This window comes from Niabella digestorum (genome assembly GCF_036409055.1).
GTDB classification, from domain to species: Bacteria; Bacteroidota; Bacteroidia; order Chitinophagales; family Chitinophagaceae; genus Niabella; species Niabella composti.
The window spans coordinates 272,190-294,984 of the sequence record NZ_JAZGLY010000001.1 but is presented as its reverse complement, the minus strand read 5'-3'; the positions used below and the strand labels follow the sequence as shown (position 1 = coordinate 294,984).

General features: G+C 40.8%; 21 protein-coding genes. 8 read left to right on the top strand and 13 right to left on the bottom strand.

Going from position 1 to position 22,795, the window contains the following annotated elements:
• The first annotated feature begins 31 nt into the window (after positions 1-31).
• Entirely contained in the window at positions 32-574 is a 543-nt protein-coding gene (locus V2H41_RS01265) for a thioredoxin family protein (RefSeq protein WP_330973297.1), read from the top strand.
• A 205-nt stretch (positions 575-779) separates the two neighbouring features.
• Here V2H41_RS01265 and V2H41_RS01260 read toward each other — a convergent pair whose 3' ends face one another.
• Genes V2H41_RS01260 through V2H41_RS01245 form a run of 4 tightly spaced genes read right to left on the bottom strand, consistent with a single transcriptional unit; the run spans position 780 to position 5,361 of the window.
• The gene (locus V2H41_RS01260; protein WP_330973296.1) at positions 780-1,481 is read right to left on the bottom strand and encodes a lipoprotein signal peptidase; all 702 of its coding nucleotides are present in this window, start codon (positions 1,479-1,481) and stop codon (positions 780-782) included.
• 52 nt (positions 1,482-1,533) lie between these two features.
• The gene (locus V2H41_RS01255) at positions 1,534-4,005 is read right to left on the bottom strand and encodes a bifunctional UDP-N-acetylmuramoyl-tripeptide:D-alanyl-D-alanine ligase/alanine racemase (RefSeq protein ID WP_330973295.1); all 2,472 of its coding nucleotides are present in this window, start codon (positions 4,003-4,005) and stop codon (positions 1,534-1,536) included.
• Between the two features lie 6 nt (positions 4,006-4,011).
• Positions 4,012-4,974 (bottom strand): TerC/Alx family metal homeostasis membrane protein, encoded by a 963-nt coding sequence (locus V2H41_RS01250; protein WP_330973294.1) that lies wholly within the window; start codon positions 4,972-4,974, stop codon positions 4,012-4,014.
• Positions 4,975-5,007: 33 nt separating this feature from the next.
• Positions 5,008-5,361, bottom strand: a complete 354-nt coding sequence (locus tag V2H41_RS01245; RefSeq protein ID WP_330973293.1) for a HesB/IscA family protein — start codon at positions 5,359-5,361, stop codon at positions 5,008-5,010.
• Positions 5,362-5,641: 280 nt separating this feature from the next.
• Here V2H41_RS01245 and V2H41_RS01240 point away from each other — a divergent pair, with 280 nt between their 5' ends.
• Together V2H41_RS01240 and V2H41_RS01235 are read left to right on the top strand one after the other, a co-directional pair.
• Positions 5,642-6,223: a hypothetical protein gene (locus V2H41_RS01240; RefSeq protein ID WP_330973292.1), complete on the top strand. Its 582-nt coding sequence runs from the start codon at positions 5,642-5,644 to the stop codon at positions 6,221-6,223.
• A 33-nt stretch (positions 6,224-6,256) separates the two neighbouring features.
• Positions 6,257-8,428 (top strand): cation:proton antiporter, encoded by a 2,172-nt coding sequence (locus tag V2H41_RS01235; protein WP_330973291.1) that lies wholly within the window; start codon positions 6,257-6,259, stop codon positions 8,426-8,428.
• A gap of 1 nt (position 8,429) precedes the next feature.
• On the opposite strand, the gene V2H41_RS01230 is transcribed toward V2H41_RS01235, so the two are convergent.
• Both V2H41_RS01230 and V2H41_RS01225 read right to left on the bottom strand, forming a co-directional pair.
• Positions 8,430-8,576 (bottom strand): hypothetical protein, encoded by a 147-nt coding sequence (locus tag V2H41_RS01230; RefSeq protein ID WP_330973290.1) that lies wholly within the window; start codon positions 8,574-8,576, stop codon positions 8,430-8,432.
• A gap of 12 nt (positions 8,577-8,588) precedes the next feature.
• Positions 8,589-9,044, bottom strand: coding sequence for a DUF1569 domain-containing protein (locus V2H41_RS01225; RefSeq protein ID WP_330973289.1), 456 nt, complete (start codon positions 9,042-9,044; stop codon positions 8,589-8,591).
• A gap of 148 nt (positions 9,045-9,192) precedes the next feature.
• On the opposite strand from V2H41_RS01225, the gene V2H41_RS01220 reads away from it, so the two are divergent.
• Together V2H41_RS01220 and gltX are read left to right on the top strand one after the other, a co-directional pair.
• A complete protein-coding gene (locus V2H41_RS01220) occupies positions 9,193-9,792 on the top strand; it encodes a 3-keto-disaccharide hydrolase (RefSeq protein ID WP_330973288.1) in 600 nt (199 codons plus the stop codon).
• A 101-nt stretch (positions 9,793-9,893) separates the two neighbouring features.
• Positions 9,894-11,429 (top strand): glutamate--tRNA ligase, encoded by a 1,536-nt coding sequence (gltX, locus tag V2H41_RS01215; protein WP_330973287.1) that lies wholly within the window; start codon positions 9,894-9,896, stop codon positions 11,427-11,429.
• Between the two features lie 77 nt (positions 11,430-11,506).
• On the opposite strand, the gene V2H41_RS01210 is transcribed toward gltX, so the two are convergent.
• From V2H41_RS01210 to V2H41_RS01185, 6 genes are all read right to left on the bottom strand, one after another.
• Positions 11,507-12,241 carry a LytR/AlgR family response regulator transcription factor gene (locus tag V2H41_RS01210; protein WP_330973286.1) on the bottom strand — a complete coding sequence of 245 codons (735 nt, stop codon included), beginning with the start codon at positions 12,239-12,241 and terminating at the stop codon, positions 11,507-11,509.
• On the bottom strand, positions 12,234-13,274 hold the full coding sequence (locus V2H41_RS01205; RefSeq protein ID WP_330973285.1) for a sensor histidine kinase: 1,041 nt from the start codon (positions 13,272-13,274) through the stop codon (positions 12,234-12,236). Before V2H41_RS01205 ends, V2H41_RS01210 begins: the two co-directional genes overlap by 8 nt.
• A 59-nt stretch (positions 13,275-13,333) precedes the next feature.
• Positions 13,334-14,116, bottom strand: a complete 783-nt coding sequence (locus tag V2H41_RS01200) for a LiaF transmembrane domain-containing protein (RefSeq protein ID WP_330973284.1) — start codon at positions 14,114-14,116, stop codon at positions 13,334-13,336.
• A gap of 141 nt (positions 14,117-14,257) precedes the next feature.
• A complete protein-coding gene (ade, locus tag V2H41_RS01195) occupies positions 14,258-15,886 on the bottom strand; it encodes an adenine deaminase (protein ID WP_330973283.1) in 1,629 nt (542 codons plus the stop codon).
• 185 nt (positions 15,887-16,071) lie between these two features.
• Entirely contained in the window at positions 16,072-16,344 is a 273-nt protein-coding gene (locus V2H41_RS01190; protein ID WP_330973282.1) for a hypothetical protein, read from the bottom strand.
• Positions 16,345-16,361: 17 nt separating this feature from the next.
• Entirely contained in the window at positions 16,362-17,162 is an 801-nt protein-coding gene (locus V2H41_RS01185; RefSeq protein ID WP_330973281.1) for a UbiA family prenyltransferase, read from the bottom strand.
• Between the two features lie 118 nt (positions 17,163-17,280).
• On the opposite strand from V2H41_RS01185, the gene V2H41_RS01180 reads away from it, so the two are divergent.
• Positions 17,281-18,270: a long-chain-fatty-acid--protein ligase gene (locus V2H41_RS01180; RefSeq protein ID WP_330973280.1), complete on the top strand. Its 990-nt coding sequence runs from the start codon at positions 17,281-17,283 to the stop codon at positions 18,268-18,270.
• A 10-nt stretch (positions 18,271-18,280) separates the two neighbouring features.
• Here the strand turns inward: V2H41_RS01180 and ychF are convergent, their stop codons facing one another.
• Positions 18,281-19,378: a redox-regulated ATPase YchF gene (gene ychF, locus V2H41_RS01175; RefSeq protein WP_330973279.1), complete on the bottom strand. Its 1,098-nt coding sequence runs from the start codon at positions 19,376-19,378 to the stop codon at positions 18,281-18,283.
• A gap of 194 nt (positions 19,379-19,572) precedes the next feature.
• Between ychF and V2H41_RS01170 the strand changes: the two genes are divergently transcribed.
• Both V2H41_RS01170 and nadB read left to right on the top strand, forming a co-directional pair.
• Positions 19,573-20,973 carry a nucleoside recognition domain-containing protein gene (locus tag V2H41_RS01170; protein WP_330973278.1) on the top strand — a complete coding sequence of 467 codons (1,401 nt, stop codon included), beginning with the start codon at positions 19,573-19,575 and terminating at the stop codon, positions 20,971-20,973.
• Between the two features lie 166 nt (positions 20,974-21,139).
• A complete protein-coding gene (gene nadB, locus V2H41_RS01165; protein WP_330973277.1) occupies positions 21,140-22,759 on the top strand; it encodes an L-aspartate oxidase in 1,620 nt (539 codons plus the stop codon).
• Positions 22,760-22,795: the final 36 nt, after the last annotated feature.

Here is a 22,795-nt window from a genome sequence, read left to right as displayed (position 1 = left end):
AAAAAGATGCGTGCTTTTATAAATAACAACTATGATTAAAAAACTGTTCTTCTTATTATTGATCAGCACCGTAATGATTAAAGCTGACGCACAACAAACACCTCCTTCCGCTCAGACGGTTTTATCAGAAACATTTAGCAAAGCTAAAGCAGAAAAAAAGAATGTGTTCATAATTTTTCATGCATCTTGGTGCGGATGGTGCCGAAAAATGGATGCTTCCATGAATGATACCACCTGCAGAAAGTTTTTTCAGGATAATTATGTAATAGAACATCTGACCGTATTCGAATCACAAGACAAAAAACATCTTGAAAATCCCGGTGCAGAAGCGCTTATGCTAAAACACTCTGGTGGTAAAACAGGTATTCCCTTCTGGATTATTTATGATCCCGCCGGAAATGTACTGGCCACAGCGTTGACACCCGAGGGGAACAACACTGGCTGTCCTGCATCTGAGTCGGAAGTCAGCTACTTTATTTCGGCACTTAAAAAAAGTGCTCCCTTGGACGAAGCCATGGGAAAAGCGATCTATGAACGTTTCAGAAGAAATGAAATAAGGCGCAGAGCGCAATAATTTCTCTTCTCTTGACAAAAAGCTGTGAAAACTGTCCTCCCGAATAAGGCTGATTCTTATTGGTAGTTAATTGTGATGAATAGTTTATGATGAGCACAACGGCTCTTTATGTAATGTATTAACCGCCTCATACTTCGAAATATTACATGGCGGCCTTTAAAACACCATAGGTCCGCGGAGTATGTTTCGATAAGACTTGTTTTAATCAGGAGATATCAGCTTTGTACGTCTCAGGTTGAGATGGCTCCTGCTGCTCCCCTGCTTTTCTATAAAACTTCTTTTGAAAAACAAGTAAGGTGATGACACCGGTAGAGATCGCCACATCAGCCACATTAAATATAGGACTAAAAAATTCGAAGTGTTTGCCCCCTAGCCATGGAATCCATTCAGGATAGGTAGTACTAATAATGGGGAAATACAACATATCCACTACACTTCCACGCAGGAAGGATGAATATCCCTTACTACCCAGCGTGGCCACCCCAGAATAATACTGATCTACGTAATCCCCAATTACAGGATCGTAATGATACCCTTTATCAAATATCATCCCGTAAAACATGCTGTCGATAAGGTTTCCCAGTGCACCAGCATAAATCAACGATACACAGATCATGAAACCTCTTGAATATTTCTCTCGGGCAAACTTAACCAGTAGCCAACTACCGAAAATTACGGCAGCCAATCTAAATAGCGTTAAAGCAATTTTTCCGCCATCATGACCAAACTTCCATCCCCAAGCCATACCGCTATTTTCGATAAAATGAATGCGGGCCCAGCTCCAGCCAAAAATGCGAGTAACTTCGCCTATGGGGAAGTGGGTTTTAATGTAGATCTTAGATGCCTGATCCACAATTAGCACCAATATAATTATGAGTATACACGTACTTAACTTTCCTACCTTCATAGTCTCGCAAAGATGCCCTTAATTTTTATATTTTTCGGTTAAAATTTACGGTTTATTCGCTCCAATATACACGTTTTACCCGTTGCGAAATGCCCGTCATGATTTCATAAGGAATTGTATCCATTCTTTCTGCAAGCTCTTCAAGGGGAAGTCCATTACCGAACACAATCACATCATCCCCCTCCTTCACACCTTTGATGTGAGTAATATCAATCATGACCATATCCATACAAACGGTACCTACTACGGGAGCCTTTTTATTCTTAACCAGCATATATCCTACCCCATTACCCAAACGCCGATAATAACCATCGGCATAACCGATACGTACCGTAGCGATCACTGTATCTTTCTTAATTACACCACGTCGGTTATAACTCACCGTATCGCCTTTTTTCAGCTGTTTAACCTGAGCAATGGTAGAACGCAGTGTCAACGCAGGCTGTAATTTTTTACGGATTCTTTTATCGCCGATACCGTATAGGCCTATACCTAACCGCACCATATCCAATTGCAATTTCGGGAAACGGGCAATGGCCGATGAGTTGGCAATATGGCGTAGAAACGAGTAACCCACCCACTCCTTTATGGTCTCTGATGCAGTCATCAGCTTTTCATACTGCTGCAGCGTAAAAGCATCTTCCACTTTATCCTCGCTCGCTGCCAGATGAGAAAATACAGACTGAATATGCAAATAAGGATTATTTTTCAAACGTTGTGCCAGTAGGGGAACATCGGCCGTATCAAAACCTAAACGGTTCATGCCGGTTTCCACCTCAATATGTATCGGATAATTTTTTACACCAATTTTTTGTACATGCCTCTCGAACGCTTCCAGCATGGTAAAAGAAAAAATATCGGGCTCCAGATTATATTCGGTAATAGAGTCGAAAGCACTTTCTTCTGGGTTGAGCACCATTATCGGTAAGGTGATGCCGGCCTTACGTAGTTCAACACCTTCATCAGCATAAGCTACACCCAAATAATCGGCTTTATGGTATTGCAGTAGACTTGCTATTTCCGTACCACCACTTCCATACGCAAATGCTTTTACCATTACCATCATCTTAGTGGTGGGCTTCAATATTTCTTGATATATTCTGAAATTATGAGCAATTGCATTTAGATTTATCTCTAAAATAGTTTGATGCAATTTCTGCTCCAGTTGGGCTACAATCTCTTCAAATTCGAAGATACGCGCTCCTTTTACCAATATAGCCTCATCCTTGAAATGAAGCGTATGTATATGACGAAGAAACTCCTTCGTAGATGCGTATGTGGAAAAATCAGTTAGTGACGACTTCTTTTCACCGATAAGCCTGGGCAACCAAGTCTGCATTTGTGGACCAATGCCAATCAATCTTTTTATCTTATGCTTTTCTATCTGACTTAAAATGGTACAATAAACCTCTTCCACATTTTTGCCGGTCTGCAGAAAATCGGATAGAATAGCAATTTTATTAAATCCCCGCGATTGTTGTTGCAAAAAGTCGAGTGCTATAGAAAGAGAATCTGTATCGGCGCTATAACTATCGTTAATGATAATACAGTTGTTGATCCCCTTTTTAAACTCTAAACGCATATTTACCGGCTGTAAATGGCGCATGCCGGACTGAATATCCGCAATATCGATTTTCAAGCACAACAACACGGCACAGGCAGTAAGGGCATTTTCGATAGAAGCATTATCAGTAAAAGGAATGGTTATTTCGAAACGCTGCTTTTCGTATCGCAACCGTATGGTGGTATCAGACTTATCATTTTTTATACTTGCAATACGCAATTGACTATCGCGATGTTTTCCCCAGAAAAACGCAGGCAGTTGTTTTTTGACTATCGTATCTCTTATCAAACGATCGTCTGCATTAGCAATTATAATTTTTGCTGTCTTAAATAACTCCAGCTTTTCTTCCAATTTTTCTGCATTGCTTTCAAATCCTTCACTATGCGCTGCACCAATATTGGTAAGGACCCCTATTGTAGGCCTGATAATGCGATAAAGTCGTTCCATCTCGCCACGGCAACTGATACCAGCCTCAAAGATTGCCAAATTGTTATGTGGTTCCATCTGCCACACACTTAGCGGAACGCCTATCTGAGAGTTATAACTTTTAGGACTTCTTACAATATTATAATGATGTTGTAATAATTGATACAGCCATTCCTTTACAATGGTCTTACCATTGCTTCCTGTTACGCCGATTACCTCCCATTGAAACTGCTGCCGATGATAGGCCGCGATAGTTTGCAAGGCCTCCAGTACATTCGATACTTTTAAAAATACAGCCTTAGGAAAGTTTTTTTTAGAGAACGGCTCCGATACCACAAAGTACCGCACCCCCTTTTTATATAATTCGGGTATAAATGCATGTCCATCGCGTCGCGAACCACTTAAGGCAAAAAACAATGATGAATCGGGATGTACGAGCTTACGACTATCGGTAAGCAATGTATCAATCATCACATCCGGTATATCGTGTAGGGATAATTTTAAAAGCTTAGCTATTTGGGGTAATGCGTACATGCTTACTTAATTACTATCTCCGGTATTTTCAGGCACCTGCTTACGTTTATCATAAATGGAATAAACCATACTGCCTGTAATACACACCACAATCACCACCAGCGAAATCAGCACCTGCTCAAATTTAGTAAACCATTGAGAAATCCAGTGTTCCCCTAACATTTTCAGGCCTATAAAGACCAGCACTATAGCAATTCCCTGCTGTAGATAATCAAATCGTGTAGCAGCTCCTTTCAACAAAAAGAACAAGGCTCTTAATCCCAATACAGCAAAAATATTGGAGGTATATACTACCATTTTATGCGTAGAAATTCCCATTACAGCCGGAATAGAATCCACTGCAAAAACCAGGTCTATTATGGCAAGCATCATTACCACTACAAAAAGTAAGGTGTATTTCTTTTTACCATTCTCACGGATGATATATCGGCCTCCTCCATCATGAGGAACTAGAGGTAATGCTTTTTTCATCCATTTGTATGCAGAATGATTGTGTGGGTCCATTTCCTCCTCCTCATCCGTGATGAACATTTTAATACCTGTATAGAGTAGGAATGCCCCAAACAAATACAATATCCAATGAAAGCGACTCACCAACTCCACGCCAAGCGTTATAAAAATAATTCTGAAAATAATGGCCATCAGCACACCAAATAACAGCACCTGTCCATAATAGATCTCTTTTACCTTAAAAGAATTAAAAATGAGAATAAAGACAAAAATATTATCAATACTGAGGCTTTTCTCCATTAGATAGGCACTCAGATACTCCAAGGCAACCGTCTGATCTTCCTCATAAAGCAGAAAAACACAAAACCCCAAACCCAGTACCAACCAGAAGACAGATTGCCACAATGCTGTTCTAATAGTAATGACGGTGTTTTTTTTGCTGAATAGCCCCAGATCAAATATTAAGGCAATAATGATGACAATGAAAAAAACTAGATAAGAGATCTGATCGGGTGTCATGTATATGCAGGAAGAATAATTTGAAGATTTTATTTATACAGAAAAACTCTCTCCGCAAGCGCAGGTGCGTGTTGCATTGGGATTATGAAAATGGAAACCCTTTCCATTCAGCCCTTCAGAAAAATCCAAGGTTGTACCCAAGAGATACAACAAGCTTTTCATATCGGTAACAATTTTAATACCGTTGTCTTCAAATACGAGATCCTTGGGTTTTTCTTCGCTGTCAAAATCAAGCTTATAGCTTAGCCCGGAACAGCCCCCGCTCACTACACTGACGCGCAAAAAACGACTTTTATCCTTGTTGTCATCTACAGCAAGAATTTGCATAATGCGCGCCCTGGCGGCATCACTCACTTTGATACTATCTGAAGGCCATGTATTGTTCATAACTCAAACTTAAAACACATCTATGCGTCACGCTCCAGGTTTCCAGCAACGAAACACTGATAAATTTAGTAGCCTACAAAGTTACCATAAATATCAATAAAACAGCTAAGCGGAATTATTAATGAACGACAGTCCTCATCATCAATATATATTTAACAATGACTTATAAGTATTTACGACACAACATCCTATATTCACGGCATTATATGCTGGCAGATATATGGAATTGCTTTATATTTAACCTATTCATATACTATCCGTAAAATATTCAATTAAGACCATGAAACTACTTTTACCCATTTTCAGCCTGCTTTTGCTCTGCTGTACATCGTGCGGACTGAATGAGCAACAACAATTGCTGAAACAAAAAGAAGCCGAAATGCACCAAAAACAACAGGAGCTTTTGCTTTGGGAACAAAGGTTGCTGGAAAAAGAAAAGCTTCTGGACGAACGTGAATATAAACTGGATAGCACTAAAAAAGAACTGGATTCCGTAGCCATCCACCGGCCTTCCATCGAAGGTAGGTGGCAGGTAAAAATGCAGTGTGTAGAAACATCCTGCGACGGATCGGCCATCGGTGATGTAAAAATCGAGCAATGGGAATTTGAACGCAGCGATAATGATAACATTATTATAGTAAAAGCCTACACTGGCAAAAATCTTACCCGAATCTATAGCGGGTCTTATACCTATAGTGGCCTAAAATTGGTGGATAACGCCTCTGCAGGCGGCTCTACTGCAATTGAAGCAACACTCCGCATTCTTAAAGAAGGGAAAATGGACGGGTTGCGTGAAATTATAGCGCCAAACTGTAAAACGACTTACTCGCTATCGTTGGACCGCATTAAGACGAACGAATAACTTAATGAAGCATTCCGAACTTAAAAAAATTATATGGTAGCATTACTATCATCGCTGGATCTATCCTTACCACTGACAAACCCGGTTATCATTTTTGCCCTGGTGTTGTTTATTATCCTATTTGCACCCATTTTATTCAGCAAGATAAAAGTTCCCCATATTATTGGGCTCATTATAGCCGGTGTATTGGTGGGCCCTCACGGTCTCAATCTGCTAAGGCGTGATACCAGCATTGTATTGTTCGGAACAGTAGGGTTGCTATACATTATGTTTCTGGCGGGTTTGGAAATTGATTTGGCCGAATTCAAAAAAAATAAAAAAAAGATTCTTGTATTCGGATTAATCACCTTCCTATTGCCATTTATATTCGGCACCTTGGCATCTTATTATATATTGGGTTATAGTTTGCTATCGTCCATGCTGCTAGCCAGTATGTTTTCTTCGCACACGCTGGTGGCTTACCCTATAGCCAGTAAATATGGAGTAATCCGTAACCGCGCCGTAGCCATGGCGGTGGGAGGCACTATGGTTACAGATACCGGTGCCTTATTGATACTGGCGGCTATAACAGGAATGGCTAAGGAACAAGTATCTTCTGCATTCTGGGTACAGTTGGGGCTTTCGGCGGTGATATTTGTATGTATTGTGTTGTTTCTGTTTCCTATTATTATACGTTGGTTCTTTAAAGAATTTGAAGACAGTGTATCGCAATACATTTTTGTGTTGGGGATGGTATTTCTGGCTTCGTTTCTGGCAGAAGCGGCAGGTATTGAAGCCATCATTGGAGCGTTCTTTTCGGGGCTGGTATTGAACCGCTTTGTTCCCCATACTTCGGCCTTAATGAATCGTATCAATTTCGTAGGTAATGCCATTTTCATCCCATTCTTTTTGATCAGTGTGGGTATGCTAGTGGATGTAAAGGTGTTGGTAAAAGGCTGGGGAGCACTGAAAGTTGCCACTGTTATCATTTTTACGGCGGTCATCACCAAGCAGCTTGCTGCTTGGATTACACAAAAAATATTTAAGCTAACCCCATCGGAAGGGAAAATGCTTTTTGGACTGAGTACCTCGCATGCGGCAGCCACCCTAGCCATTATCTTGGTGGGTTATAATATCATCATCGGGGAAACCATGACGGGAGAACCGATAAGATTATTGAATGAAGATATACTGAATGCTACCATCTTGCTGATCTTGGTGAGTTGTGGTATTGGTTCATTTGTCACTGAAAAAGCGGCCAAAGATCTAGCCTTGCAAGAAGAAGCCGGCAATACAGAAACTACTAGCGATACCGGCGAAAAAATATTGGTATCGATGGCTTATCCGGAAATCATTAATGCTTTGGTTGACTTTGGCATCTTACTTAAAACCCAAAAAAGTCAAGCTCAGTTATACGGTCTTCATATAGTAGACGAAGAAGGAGAAACTAAGAACACTGCGGGGAAAGGCAAAAAAATGTTGGATCAAGCTGTGTCTTATGCCATTGCTTCCGACACGAAAATGACACCCCTCATACGTTACGACTCTAGCATCAGCAACGGAATTGTATACACGATCAAAGAACAAAGCATTACCGATATAATCATTGGCCTGCACAAAGGAGCTGATGAAAAAGTGTTCTTCGGAGACATCACCGAAAATATTCTGAAACGTGTATATGAAACGATATACATCTACAAACCTGCGCAGCCGATTAATACATTAAAGAGAATGGTAGTGGTCATACCTCCAAATGCCGAAACAGAGCCGGGATTTGTTCACTGGGTGCACAAACTTTATGAAATGGCCAAAGAAGCCGGCATGAAAATAAATTTTTACGGCACAGACGCAACCCTTTCTGCCATTGAAAACCTGATACGCCATAATAACGGTTCTTTGCAACCGGGTTATAATAAGTTTGATCAGTGGGACGATTTTCTAATATTTACCCGAGAGCTTACTGCAAATGATTTGTTTATTATCATTTCATCGCGTCGGGGCTATAGCTCCTATGTTCCACAACTCAATAAACTTCCGTATTATCTGTCCAATTATTTCAGCAAACACAGTTACCTGATTCTTTATCCCAAACAACTGGATACAGGCATTAATATGGAAGATATTCAACAAGCGGATGGCAAACTTATCGAAACCCTTAGCGAACAACTGGATGTCATCAATAAAGCCGGTAAGTTTATCCGTAGAAAACTGTGGAAGAAAAAATAAACTAGTATTTATACATACCGTATGCATTCGCCTTCCCATGGTCGGCTAAGGCTGTGCTATAATGCATTTTCTTACCACTCAACAGTATAATAATACAAACAGAAGTGTAAGCATGTATATAACTACCCCATAACAATGAATTCTTCATAGTTCGAGCTATTCACACGCCAAACTGCTGCAGATGATGATCCAGATGCTTGGAGTATAAATTATTCCATTCCTGCACCGTTAGCGGCCCAAAGGATGGCGATTCACGGCCATCAAAAAAAGCGGGCCCTAATTCCAGCGTTCTCTTTAAATTCTCGATAAGACGTTGTTTTTCTTTTTGAAAATCTCTTCTATCTGCGATTATAAAGGAAGGAGCAGTACGTGTATTACGAGGATAAGGCTTTTCTCCTACCACCAGTTTTTTCACAAAGGTCTTAAGCAGCCACCGCGTGAGACCTTTTCGCCTAGGATGTTTCTCGGGCTCGTATACCATTTCATAGGCTACATTCAGATGGGCAAGCATTTGATCCACGCTCATCTTTCCCCATAACGGTTTCGATTCGGGAGTGAGTTTTTCAATACGATCAATAAATTGCTGTACTCCCTCCTCAGAAAAAATATTAATCATATGGAAGATTTTTTGCGAATGTACACCATCAATAGATGCCAAAGAATAACAAACCGATTCTGCCCCTAAAAAATCCCCTTCGAATTCCTATGCTTTTAAAAATGAAACTTCTTATCTTGCTGACAGAAAAAACATCAAAGTATATAAAATGAAAAAGATTCTTTTCCTCATTGCGATAGCTTTATTTACGTTGACTACCGTACAGGCTCAGCGTACCATTGCGCTTTTCAACGGATATAACCTAAACGGATGGACCGTTCACGGCACCGAAAAATGGTATGTTGAAAAGGGGCAACTGGTGTGTGAAAGCGGCCCTGACAAGCAATACGGATATTTATCTACCGACACTTCCTTTAAAAACTTTGAACTCACCCTAAAATTTAAACAGGAAGCCAACGGCAATAGTGGTGTATTTTTTCGCTCTTCCATAGAAGGCGTGAAGATCAGCGGCTGGCAGGTGGAAGTAGCCCCTTTGAACCAACATACAGGTGGTATTTATGAATCTTACGGACGCGGCTGGCTGGCAAAACCTAAACCCGAAGATGAAAAATGGCTCAAACCCGGGAAATGGAATACCCTGAAGATTCGGGTGGTGGATGATAGAGTCACTACTTGGTTGAACGGGCATCAAATGGTAGATCTTACCGATTCTAAAATCGGTGCCGGCCGAGGATTTATCGCTTTGCAAATCCATGATGGCGGTGGCATTAAAGTGCGCTGGAAAGATATTTTCCTTACCGAACTGTAATCTTTTTCTAAAAGTCAGATAATAGTCAAATACGCAGCCGATTTCTACAAATCGGCTTTTATTTTGCGCTTTTGTGTACAAATGCAATGTACATTTGCGCCATGAGCGATAAAAAAGTTAGAGTACGTTTTGCCCCCTCTCCAACAGGGGGATTGCATCTTGGTGGCGTTAGAACAGTTTTGTTCAACTATCTTTTTGCCAAAAAGCATAAAGGCGACTTCATATTACGTATAGAAGATACCGACCAAACCCGGTTCGTTCCCGGAGCAGAAGAATACATATTTGAATGTTTGAAATGGACAGGCTTACAACCCGACGAAAGTGTAGTGCATGGCGGTAATTACGGCCCCTATCGGCAAAGCGAAAGAAAAGAAAAATACCGCTTATATGCTGAGCAATTGGTAGCGCAGGGATATGCTTATTATGCATTTGATACACCGGAAGAATTGGAGAAAATGCGCACACAGAACCGAACTGAGGATAATCCTTCTCCGCAATATGACCATAAGGTACGTATGAGCATGCGCAACTCACTTACCCTTTCTCAAGAAGAAGTGCAGCGCCTGATAGATAGCAATACCCCTTATGTTATCCGTATTAAAATGCCCGAAAACGAAACCGTAACTTTTACGGATATGATTCGCGGCGAGGTAAGCTTTAATACTTCTTTAGTAGATGATAAAGTGCTGTTAAAGGCCGATGGCATGCCCACCTATCATTTGGCTGTAGTAGTGGACGATTATTTGATGGAAATATCACACGCTTTTAGAGGGGAGGAATGGCTGCCCAGCGCGCCCGTGCATATTTTGCTGTGGGAATATTTATTTGGATTGGATAAAATGCCCCAGTGGGCACATTTCCCACTTATCTTAGGTCCTTCAGGTAAACTCAGTAAGCGAGACGGCGCCAAATATGGCTTCCCGGTATATGCTATGAACTGGACTGACCCTCGTAGTGGAGAACTGACGGAAGGTTTTAAGGAAAAAGGATTTTTACCCGAGGCTTTCATCAACCTACTGGCATTACTGGGATGGAACGACGGATCGGCACAAGAAATTTTTTCCTTAGAAGAGCTTATCGACAAGTTCTCTATGGATCGTATACATAGTGCTGGCGCAAAATTTGATTATGAAAAAGCCAAATGGTTCAATCATGAATGGATAAAGAAATCCGATGCATCTCATTTATTGCCCCATGTAAAACAAGTTTTGAAAAGCAAGGATATTGCTGTTGCTGACGATACATTATTGCAACAAGTTATTAACCTTGTAAAGGACCGCTGCACACTGCTTACTGACTTTTATGAGCAGGCAGCCTACTTCTTCCGTCAGCCTCAAGAATACGATCTGCAGGCCATTCTTCCTAAATGGAGTGCAGAGAAGAATTTGTTCTTTGCCGAACTGATACGTAATTACCAACTGGCACCGCTTTGGGATGCACAGGAACTGGAACGCAACTTTAAGGAAATTGCAGCAACGAATCATTTAAAACCCGGAGAAGTGATGTTGCCACTGCGTATTATGCTGGTAGGGGGAAAATTCGGACCGGGCGTTTTCGACATAGCTCAGTTTCTAGGTAAGGAAGAAACTGTCAAAAGAATCGAACACGTATTAGCGCTGATTGCATCAGCAAAATAAGACTATACATAATATATATTTCAACCATGAAAAAAGTAAAGGGTGTTTACGATTTTCATGGTTGATTTTTTATATCCTTATAAGCCCAATACGGCTTTTAGTTTGCCATAACCATTACGGCTTACATTGATTTTTGCACCGCTTTTGAGTATGGCTACATGCCCATCTTTCTCATAAGGATCAATACGGGTAATTTCTTGCACATTCACAATGTAAGAACGATGGCAGCGCACAAACATATCGGCCGGCAGGAACGACTCAAAATAAGTCATGGTTTTATTTTTCAGAAAATACCCCTCCTTGGTAAATATTTTTACAAAATCATCTGCGGCTTCGAGATACAACACTTCTTGTACCGGAATGATTTTAATTTTACTTCCGTTCTTCACCACAATCCTGCTATTGATGCCGGGCAACTGAGTATCGTTCAACAATTCTTTAGTATTTTCTACATTGGGCTTGTGCTGTGCCAGAAACTTTGCTACGGCCTTGTCAAAACGCTCCTGATCGAAAGGCTTTAGCAGATAATCTACTGCATGCGCTTCAAAAGCCTTGATGGCGTACTCGTCAAATGCTGTAGCAAATATTACAGCAGGAGGATTTTCAACTAGCTCCAACATTTCAAAACCCGTAATCTTAGGCATCTGAATGTCCAGAAAGATTAGGTCTGGCTGATGTTCCTGTATAGCTTTTAACCCTTCAAAACCATCACCACACTCTGCTACCACCTCCAATTCGGGATGCTTTTTCAGATATTCCTTAACCATACTTCTTGCCAGGAACTCATCGTCTATGATAATTACTTTACTCATTGCTTTGGGGTATTTTTACTGTAGTATCAAAGATAGTATCTTGAGCGTTAGTTACTAACAAATCATTTCTTGCAAACAACAAGTACAATCGCCGCTGTATGGAAGAAAGCCCAAAACCGGTGCCTTTCTTGGGCATGGCCGTTTCGGGATCAAAAGGATTTTTAACACTAATTACCAGATAATTCTGCTCCAACATGCAATCAATAGTAATCAGCGTCTGTCCGGTTGTATCATACAAGCCGAATTTAATAGCATTCTCCACAATTGGCTGCAACAATAATGTGGGTAAGAGCGCTTGCTTACATTCGTCTGGCACGTTTATAGCTGTTTGCAATCTATTTCCGAAACGCACTTTTTCTATTTCCAAATATAAATTCAGATACCCAATTTCTTCCTCCAGTGTTACCATCTGAGATTCTTCTTTCTTAAGTGTACCACGCAGAAAATCGGAAAGTTGTTGCACCATCTTTCGGGCTTGCTGAGGATCTAAGCCTATCAGTGCATTAATAGAATTAAGACTATTGAATAAAAAGTGAGGCTGCAACTGTTGACGCAGTTTGAAGAGTTCTGCTTCGCGCGAAAGCGCTTCTACATCTAACTTCCGCTGTTCTTCCTTCTGTCTCTCCTGCCAGCTATACCATAAAATGGATGCAGTAACTACTATGGTTAATATCACAAAGGCAAAAGCAAATCTTACGATAAGCGAATTGCGCAAAAATGATAAATAAGCCACTTCATTATTAAATACAATGCGCAGAAAGCTATTGGAGATAAACAACCATAATAGCGATAGTACCAATGAGGATACCAAAATGCCTACAAACTGATAGGCTGTAGGCATGTAATATTTTATAATATTCAATACGAGTAGGCTGCTCAGTAGTAGTAGCGTAACACTGATAAGGCTATCTCCCCAGCAGATACCTGTAGGGAACCCCAGTCTTTTTAAAATGTACACCTGAATTCCTACAAGCGCGGCCCAACCCGCCAAAAGAGATATAATGACTTTTTTTTCTGAAAGAGGAGAAGACATTAATTATCCGGATAAGTAATTAATAACCTAATAATAGCTGCATCAGGCTGCAATATTGTTTAAAAACTTTTGATATCAACTCCACCAAAAATTACGGTGCCTTTTATAATCAATGTTTTACTATTCTCAGAAGGTGCAGGTGCTAGGCGCTTGCGTTTATCCTTCACCTCTCCCATTACGGCTACGGCTTCCGATATTACATTCCAGTGCGAGGGAATGATCAACGTGGCGCCACCAAAGAATACGGTCACATCTAGCACGGCAATTCCTTGAAGATCGGCCTGAGAAAGATCGATTTCACTACCCCCGAAAATATTAGTCATATCTCCGCCCTGAAAGGTCTTGGAAAAAATTTTCTTCTTAGTACCACCAAAAACGGAGGTAATGTCCAGAAAGTCCTGACCGCTCAGTCCAGGTACAGGATTTCCGTTTTCATCCAATATAAAATATTCCTTGTTGCCTCTAGGGCGAAAAATAAAGAATAGCCCGGCACCTATAAGTACTATGGGTAAAATAAACTTCTGCAATCTGCCGAAGACAAAATATTCATCTACAAGAAAAAGTACGCCAATCATGGTAAGCACCAACCATGCAGCTCCCTCAAAATTTCTACGTGCCCCTACAAAAGCTCCCAACGCTATGAGAAACATCTGCCAGGAGAGTATGAAATCGGGTATGCGCACCCCCATCATATTCAATAATAAAATCATACCAAGGGCTACCAAAAAACCGCCAATCCATATACGGCCTTTTGATCTTCTGGGACGAAATTCCGGAGCAGGGGGCTGACCTGTCGGCTCATTATTATTATATATTTCAGTACGGTATGTATTCTCGCTCATTTTTATAAATTTTAGGTAAAAATAGCAACGTATTGCTGTTGCTACAACACATTTATTGTGTATAAACTTAATATATCGGTGAACGACATACTAATGGCGGTGAAAAGACGGTGATTTTTTCAATTTCCTCATAGCAACCGACTAAATAAAGGCGAATTTTACTCCGTCAAATAGCCCTTTATCGCTTAGTTTGAGCTCTGGAATTACCAGCAAGGCCATAAAAGAAAGCGTCATAAAGGGAGCGCTTAAGGTACTCCCCATTTCCTTGGCCATGGCATCAATAGCCGTATAAGCTTGGGCCACCTTGTAGCCATCGTCCAAACTCATCAATCCGGCCACCGGAAGAGGTAATATCATTTCCTGCACTTTTGCACCAGAAGTTACAGCGCTGACACCTCCTTTATACTGTATAATAAGATTTACTGCACGACAGATGCTTGCATCGTCGGTACCTACCGCAACAATATTATGGCTGTCATGCGCCACTGACGAAGCAATAGCACCGTTTTTTAAACCAAAACTTTTAATAAACGCTCTAGCCACCGGAGCCTCAGCATAACGGTTCACCACAGCAATTTTGAGAATATCACGATCTATATCGCTCACTGCATTGCCGTCCTGTATTTTAGGAGTTTCCTCTATACGATGCGTAATTAATTGTCCATCCAATGCCTCAATTACGTGAATTTTCTGCGAGTCGGACAAAGGGATAGCAAAATCTTCGGGAGCTTTAAAGGAACAATTAAAATTATTAAGACTGGTGGCCTGAGGAGATGTAATCAATGTTTTACCATTATTTGCCACCAGCTCTCCGTTGATATACGTTTGAAGTACTTCAAAACTTGTAAGGTCTTTAATCAAAACAAAATCAGCCGGATCTCCTTCCTTTAACAACCCCACATCGAGGTGGTAATGGCGAACGGGATTGACACAAGCTGCCTGTAAGACATGAAATACATCAATACCTTTCGCTACTGCCCGTGCACAAAGCTGATTGATATGCCCTTCAGCAAGACTATCCGGATGTTTATCATCGCTGCAAAACATGATTTTGTCGGGGTATTCATGTAGCAGATCGATCAGTGCTTCAAAATTCTTAGCGGCGCTACCTTCCCGTATCAGAATCTTCATTCCTGCAGATAGCTTATCCAGGGCTTCTTCAGCAGTAAAGCATTCATGATCGGTACTGATACCGGCGCTGATATACTTCTGAGCCGCCTCACCTCTTAATCCCGGTGCATGACCATCGATGGGCTTTCCCAAGTCTTGAGCAGCTTTTATTTTGTGCATCACTTCGGCATCTCCATTCAGCACGCCCGGAAAATTCATCATTTCACTCAAGTATCTTATTTCTTCTTTCTGAAGTAGTGCTTTTACTTCATTTACTCCCAATACGGCACCTGCGGTTTCAAAGGTAGTAGCCGGCACACAGCTAGGGGCACCAAAGTTGAATTTAAAAGGAACTGTCTTGCCATTTTCAATCATGAACTCCACTCCCTGCATTCCGCATACATTGGCTATTTCATGAGGATCGCTTACAGTAGCCACTGTACCATGTACCACTGCCAATCGCGCAAACTCGGAGGGAATGAGCATGCTGCTTTCGATATGTACATGACTGTCCACAAAACCCGGAAGTAAAAACGGAGCATGGGGCTCAGAAGCAGTAAGGGGAACAATGGCACTAATCCTGCCGTTTTCAACCTGTACTTTGGCCGGATATATTTTCCGTTGATCTATATCAACCAAATTTCCAGTTATTACAAACACATTAATGAGGTTTAGAAATAACGAATAATCATTATGGTAATATCGTTACCACTGCTTCAAACTTACTCATTATTCCTAATAAAAAGTACAGCATGAAACGTATAGTAATAAAATGGATGTTACTATTTCCTTTTGAGAATAAAGAAATAGTGTCTACTTTGTTTTCGGTAAAGGGCTTTGTTAAATTAGTTTTCTTGTAAACCGGCTTCCAGTTCTGCTACCAGTTGTTCCTTATGTTGTCCGATCCATTCAGGAAGTGGTTGATTGGAGGTTAATGACCATTCGTTATCTTCCTTACTCAGTCTGAAAAAAAGACGATTCCCTCTTTCATCAGCCGTATCTACATCAAATACATACTCTCCAGCATTATTGTTTTTCTTGTAGTTAAACTCTCTTAATCTGCCTTGTATCTTTACTAATCTGGTAAAATGTATTACTTTGACAAACGAAGTGTTCATTTTCCCTCCTTTTTAACCTAACTTAATATTGCACTTCTCATCATTATTTTAAGAAAATACAATATTGGCGAGAACGCCATTAACCCGTCTAAGGTAAAATAAAATAAGTAATCATTCTTAGTTTTTATGGCACGATGATACAATACGTAAGTTAAGAATGTAGGAATCAATAAAATAAAATTATCCACAGTTCCTTCCAGATAATAATAAGAAAGCACTATTGATAAAATGATATTAAGTATGATAATGATATCAAAAATAATTTTCAGTTTAGAAAAAGGTAGTAACGTAACCAAACTCTTAATGCCAATAGATTTATCAAATTCTTTATCTCTGATATCAAACAAAATGCATATTGGAAAAATCAATGTAAAACGATTGAGAAAAAACAAAGTATGAACTGTTTGCCACTCCCTCTCTGTGATAAGAAGCGGCAGTGCTGAGGTTACATAGGTCCACATCAATGCCAACAAAGCGGTTTTGGCTAAAATAAATTTTTTCAAAGAAGTAAAAGGACGAAAAGGAAATTTCGGTGCAGTATAAATGAGAGTGAGGACTACTGCCGGTAGGATCCATTTGATGTAACTCAACTCCTTCATCAAAAAATAAATACATCCCACTGCACTAATTATAAAAAACAATGCATGTACATTTTTATATTTTGCCAGCCATGATGTACGCGCATCCGTTACTTCAACAGTTTCATCGGTCAAATACCAGTGAATACTATAACTCGCTAATGTAGAAAAAAAGATAAAGCCTATAAAAGACAACGGCGGGAACTCATCTGTGAATAAATGCATAGTATATGCTGTCATCACCACAGCACATAAGGCTATGAATATATTGCTGAATATAATAAAATCAAAAATGCTGTTCTTATAGGGAGACGACAATTATTAGAGTATTTTTGCTGGTCAAAATTATTTAAATCTGATGTACAATCATAAAAATCTGGAAGAAAAGGTTTTTGATGGCCCTTTTGACGAAGTGGTATTGGAGGTATTCAGATTTCAATATGAAAACAATCAGATCTATCGTGCTTATGTAGATGCGCTGGGTAAAAATGTTGCCAATATCCATACAGCTGATGCCATTCCTTTTTTACCTATTCGCTTTTTCAAAACGCAGCGAGTAATAACCACACAGTTTGATGCAGAAGTAGTATTCGAAAGCAGTGGCACTACCGAAACCACCAATAGTAAACATTTCATAAAAGATAAAAGCATTTATGAAAGAAGCTTTTTAAACGGATTTCGGCAATTTTACGGTGATGTGAAAGATTGGTGCATTCTAGGCTTGCTACCTTCTTATCTGGAACGCAGCCATTCGTCGCTGGTTTATATGGTGCAGCAACTGATAGAAAAAAGCAACCATCCGAAAAGTGGATTTTATTTATATGATTTTGGACAATTGGCGTCCGTAATACGGCAACTCGAAGCAGATAAACAACGCACCTTGCTTATTGGCGTTACCTTTGCCTTATTGGATTTTGCGGAGCAATTCCCTATGCCCCTGAAATATACTACCATTATGGAAACGGGCGGCATGAAAGGTCGTAGAAAGGAGCTGATTAGAAACGAGGTACATGACTACTTACAAAAAGCTTTTGGCCCTCAGCCTATTCACTCAGAATATGGTATGACCGAGCTCCTGTCTCAAGCGTATTCTAAAGGTAATGGTATTTTTAAATCACCACCATGGATGCGCATACTGATAAGAGATGAAGATGATCCACTAACGATCAAACAATCCATTAACGGAAAAGCACGCGGCGTGATTAATATCATCGATCTGGCCAATATCTACTCCTGTAGTTTTATTGCTACAGACGATTTGGGCGTTTTATATGAAGACGGTTCGTTTGAAATTACCGGCCGTAGGGATCATAGTGATCTACGTGGATGCAGTCTTCTGACTTTATAAGATCGAGATATCATACATTAAATCTAAAGTGCATAATATCTCCGTCCTGCACTATATACTCTTTGCCTTCTATCCTCAGTTTTCCTGCTTCTCTACAAGCCGCTTCGCTCTTATACTGCATAAAATCTTCGTAAGATATTACTTCAGCTTTGATAAATCCTTTTTCAAAGTCTGAGTGTATAACACCGGCACATTGAGGCGCTTTCCAACCATTGTGAAAGGTCCAGGCTCGCACTTCTTGCACACCGGCTGTAAAATAGGTCTTCAGTCCTAACAGTTTGTAAGTAGAGCGAATCAAGCGGTTCAGTGCGGGTTCTTTCATCTGATACTCTTCCATAAACATCGCCTTATCTTCTGCATCTTCCAATTCGGCAATCTGTGCTTCAATGGAATTATTCATCACAATCATTTCCGCACCTTCATCATCGGCCACCTTTTTAAGCGCCTCAGAGAATTTGTTACCTGTATGCATAGAAGGCTCATCCACATTAGCTACATAAAGCACCGGTTTTTCAGTAAGCAGGAATAAATCGGCAATTACGGCTTTTTCCTCTTTGCTCAGATCTAATGAGCGAATGCTCTTTCCCTGCTCCAGGTGGGCTTTACAACGTTGTAGTACAGCTACCTCATCTCTAACTTTAGGATCACTTTTTGCCTGCTTCTCCTTCTTTTGAATTTGCTTTTCTACGCTTTCCAGATCCTTTAACTGCAGCTCTGTATCAATAATTTCCTTATCTCCAATCGGATTGATAGGCCCTTCCTCACGTAGGATATTTTCATCCTCAAAACAACGAATCACGTGAATAATGGCATCTACCTCTCGAATATTAGCTAGAAATTTATTTCCCAAACCTTCCCCCTTACTGGCACCTCTTACCAGTCCGGCAATATCTACGATTTCGATTTGTGTAGGCACGGTACGCAATGGTTGTACCAGCTCGGCCAGTTTATCCAGTCTCTCATCCGGTACATCTACCAACCCTACATTAGGTTCAATAGTACAGAACCTATAGTTACTAGCCTGAGCTTTGGCGCTATTGCTCACTGCATTAAACAAAGTTGATTTCCCAACATTGGGCAATCCTACTATACCTGCCTGTAATGCCATTATTTATGTACGATTTTTAGTTTTTAAATAAAGTTCGCAAAGGTACGATTTCTAACATTGATATCACAACCTATTCGGAGATAGCAGCCAGTTCAACGACACACAGTTTGTTTTTCGGTCATTTTTCTATTAATAGGCATCTCCCCCTCACAAAAGTTATTTTTGTACCTGCAGTTTTGTTATTTTTACTGCTTATGGTATTAAGCAGAATATGGAGCGCTTTTATTATCATAGCGCTGACTGTAGCCTTAGGACGTTATGTCTTCCAACCCGATCAGAAGCAGATTTTTACGCACATGGTCACGGGAAAAAGTGGCGATACAACTTATGTGAAAGATATTGACCCTTCGCAATTACCTCAACATATACATGACCAAATCGCAAACGGTCAGATTGTTAAATGGGATGGACATAATATTGTAGCTACTGAAGACGGACGCTACAAAGCATTTGATTTGCAAGCTACCAATGGTGTTTTTGAAACTACCAAGGATGCAGTCAACCTCTGCATCAATCTTATTGGTATTATGGCCCTATTTCTGGGTTTTATGAATATAGCCGAACAGGCTGGGGGTATACGATTTCTGTCGAGAATTATAGGACCTTTTTTTTCAAAAATATTTCCCGATGTACCTAAAGATCACCCCGCCATGGGGCATATGGTAATGAATTTCTCGGCTAATCTGCTAGGTCTCGACAACGCTGCCACTCCTTTTGGTATTAAATCGATGGAAAGTCTGCAGCAGTTAAATCCTAACAAAGACCGAGCTACCAATGCTCAAATCATGTTTCTTTGTTTACATGCATCAGGACTGACCCTGATTCCTACTACCATCATCGCAGACCGTGTAGCATTGAAGTCGCAGTTCCCTACAGAAATCTTTATTCCTTGTATGATTGCCACTTTTGTGGCTACTATAACTGCACTTACTGTGGTTTCGTTTAAGCAAGGTATCAAAGTATTTCAGCCTGTTATAATAGGATGGGTAATGGGTATTACTGCCCTTTTTGTAGGGTTGATTTTATACGTAAGAACTTTGGATATAAAAGGTGTACAACTATTCTCCAGCAGTCTCAGTAACGGGCTTATTCTGCTAATTTTTCTACTCATTATTGCCGGAGCCCTTTATAAGAAAGCCCCCATTTTCGATGCTTTTGTTGATGGTGCGAAGGGAGGATTTGAAACCGCAATCAAAATCATCCCTTATTTAGTAGGACTGCTAGTTGCAATTAGTCTATTACGCAACAGTGGAGCCTTTGATTTCATCATGGATGGAATCAAGGCCGGATTTACTTTCCTTGGAGGAGATGCCCGCATTGTAGATGCGCTGCCAACGGCTATTCTCAAGCCGTTTAGCGGTAGCGGCGCCAGGGCGATGATGATTGATACGCTCAAAACCCATGGAGCCGACTCTTTTACAGGCAATCTGGCATCGGTATTCAGAGGCTCTGCCGACACTACTTTCTATATTATTGCTGTATATTTTGGTGCTGTAGGTATCAAAAATACACGCTATACTGTGGGCGCTATGTTGCTGGCCGACCTGGCTGGTGTTATCACTGCTATTGCTATAAGCTATCTGTTTTTTGCGTAATTTAATGAGAGGAACCGCTAATAGTTTTTGACTGATGCGTTATTAGCAAAATTCCTTATGTATGAAAAATTTTATGTACGTTTGAAGCAGTATATCAATAGAAAAGGAGCATGTAGCCTGTAACGCTTCAGGCCTCTGTTTCGGATTATAAACTTAATGCTTGTACATGCAACAGGTAGATTTTTTAGTAATAGGCACAGGTATAGCCGGCCTTACATATGCCTATAAAATGGCATCCCGATACCCCGATAAAAAAGTCCTGATACTTACTAAGGCCGATGCCGAAGAAACGAACACTAAGTATGCACAGGGCGGGGTGGCTGTAGTGCGAGACTGGCAGAATGATAGTTTTGAAAAACACATAGAAGATACCCTGATTGCAGGCGATGGGCTGTGTAATGAGAAGGTTGTGGAAATTGTTGTAAAAGACGGTCCCGAACGCATACAGGAATTAATAGACCTAGGCGCTAATTTTGACAAGGAAGAAAGCGGCGATTACAAATTGGGTAAGGAAGGTGGGCACAGCGAATCGCGCATCATTCATCATAAAGATATTACCGGCTGGGAGATGGAACGCACCCTGCTGAATGCAGTAGCCGGCATGAGCAATATCGAAATCATCAATCACTGCTTTGTCGTAGACATTATTACCCAACACCACTTGGGCTATCTGGTCACCAAAGCCACTCCGGATATTGAATGCTACGGCGTGTACGCTTTAAATCAAAAGACAAACGACATAGAAACCATCCTTGCCAAAACCACTTACCTAGCAACAGGAGGCAACGGTCAGGTGTATAGAACCACAACCAACCCTGCCATTGCTACAGGTGATGGCGTAGCGATGGTATACCGTGCCAAAGGACGTATCGAGAATATGGAATTTATACAGTTCCATCCCACAGCCCTATACGAACCCGGCCTGAGAGGGCAGGCTTTTTTAATTACAGAAGCTGTGCGCGGCGACGGTGGTATTCTGCGTAATAAAAAAGGCGAAGCCTTCATGGCTCGCTATGATGAGAGAAAAGATTTGGCGCCTCGCGACATCGTAGCACGTGCCATCGACAATGAAATGAAAACTGAGGGAACAGAGCACGTATGGCTGGATTGTCGACACATGGACCAAGAAAAATTCATCGAACACTTTCCCAATATTTATGAAAAATGTAAGAGTATCGGTATAGACGTAAGCAAGGACATGATCCCTGTGGCTCCTGCAGCGCATTATAGCTGTGGAGGTATTAAAGTAGATGAGTGGGGACAGACCTCCATCAAAAACCTTTATGCCGTGGGCGAATGCAGCAGCACCGGACTGCACGGTGCTAACCGCTTAGCAAGCAACTCCCTACTCGAAGCTATGGTATTTGCGCACAGATGTTTTCTACATGTATCGCATAAAGTAGATAATAATCTACTTTCGGAACACCCCACTCGCAAGCTGAACATACCGGCGTGGAATGCCATGGGGACCAGCACGCCTAAAGAGCTGATACTTATTACCCAAAGCCTTAAAGAGTTGCAGCAAGTAATGAGCGATTATGTAGGTATTGTACGTAACAACATCAGACTGGAACGCGCCATCAAAAGAATCGATTTGCTCTGGGAAGAAACAGAGCAATTGTATAAAACCAGTACACTTTCACCCAATATCCTGGAACTACGCAATCTGATTACAGTGGGCTATCTGATTGTGAAAGGAGCTATCTTCCGTAAAGAAAGTCGCGGACTGAATTATAATACCGATTATCCTTATAAAAGCAAGCTGATACAGAACATCGTATTATAATTACTGAAGAGCATGTACTTCAGTGATACGATTTAG

Coding starts and splice junctions, on each gene's coding strand:
- V2H41_RS01265 (WP_330973297.1), top strand. CDS start 32: ATGATTAAAAAACTGTTCTTCTTATTATTGATCAGCACCGTAATGATT.
- V2H41_RS01260 (WP_330973296.1), bottom strand. CDS start 1,481: ATGAAGGTAGGAAAGTTAAGTACGTGTATACTCATAATTATATTGGTG.
- V2H41_RS01255 (WP_330973295.1), bottom strand. CDS start 4,005: ATGTACGCATTACCCCAAATAGCTAAGCTTTTAAAATTATCCCTACAC.
- V2H41_RS01250 (WP_330973294.1), bottom strand. CDS start 4,974: ATGACACCCGATCAGATCTCTTATCTAGTTTTTTTCATTGTCATCATT.
- V2H41_RS01245 (WP_330973293.1), bottom strand. CDS start 5,361: ATGAACAATACATGGCCTTCAGATAGTATCAAAGTGAGTGATGCCGCC.
- V2H41_RS01240 (WP_330973292.1), top strand. CDS start 5,642: ATGAAACTACTTTTACCCATTTTCAGCCTGCTTTTGCTCTGCTGTACA.
- V2H41_RS01235 (WP_330973291.1), top strand. CDS start 6,257: ATGGTAGCATTACTATCATCGCTGGATCTATCCTTACCACTGACAAAC.
- V2H41_RS01230 (WP_330973290.1), bottom strand. CDS start 8,576: ATGAAGAATTCATTGTTATGGGGTAGTTATATACATGCTTACACTTCT.
- V2H41_RS01225 (WP_330973289.1), bottom strand. CDS start 9,044: ATGATTAATATTTTTTCTGAGGAGGGAGTACAGCAATTTATTGATCGT.
- V2H41_RS01220 (WP_330973288.1), top strand. CDS start 9,193: ATGAAAAAGATTCTTTTCCTCATTGCGATAGCTTTATTTACGTTGACT.
- gltX (WP_330973287.1), top strand. CDS start 9,894: ATGAGCGATAAAAAAGTTAGAGTACGTTTTGCCCCCTCTCCAACAGGG.
- V2H41_RS01210 (WP_330973286.1), bottom strand. CDS start 12,241: ATGAGTAAAGTAATTATCATAGACGATGAGTTCCTGGCAAGAAGTATG.
- V2H41_RS01205 (WP_330973285.1), bottom strand. CDS start 13,274: ATGTCTTCTCCTCTTTCAGAAAAAAAAGTCATTATATCTCTTTTGGCG.
- V2H41_RS01200 (WP_330973284.1), bottom strand. CDS start 14,116: ATGAGCGAGAATACATACCGTACTGAAATATATAATAATAATGAGCCG.
- V2H41_RS01190 (WP_330973282.1), bottom strand. CDS start 16,344: ATGAACACTTCGTTTGTCAAAGTAATACATTTTACCAGATTAGTAAAG.
- V2H41_RS01185 (WP_330973281.1), bottom strand. CDS start 17,162: ATGACAGCATATACTATGCATTTATTCACAGATGAGTTCCCGCCGTTG.
- V2H41_RS01180 (WP_330973280.1), top strand. CDS start 17,281: ATGTACAATCATAAAAATCTGGAAGAAAAGGTTTTTGATGGCCCTTTT.
- ychF (WP_330973279.1), bottom strand. CDS start 19,378: ATGGCATTACAGGCAGGTATAGTAGGATTGCCCAATGTTGGGAAATCA.
- V2H41_RS01170 (WP_330973278.1), top strand. CDS start 19,573: ATGGTATTAAGCAGAATATGGAGCGCTTTTATTATCATAGCGCTGACT.
- nadB (WP_330973277.1), top strand. CDS start 21,140: ATGCAACAGGTAGATTTTTTAGTAATAGGCACAGGTATAGCCGGCCTT.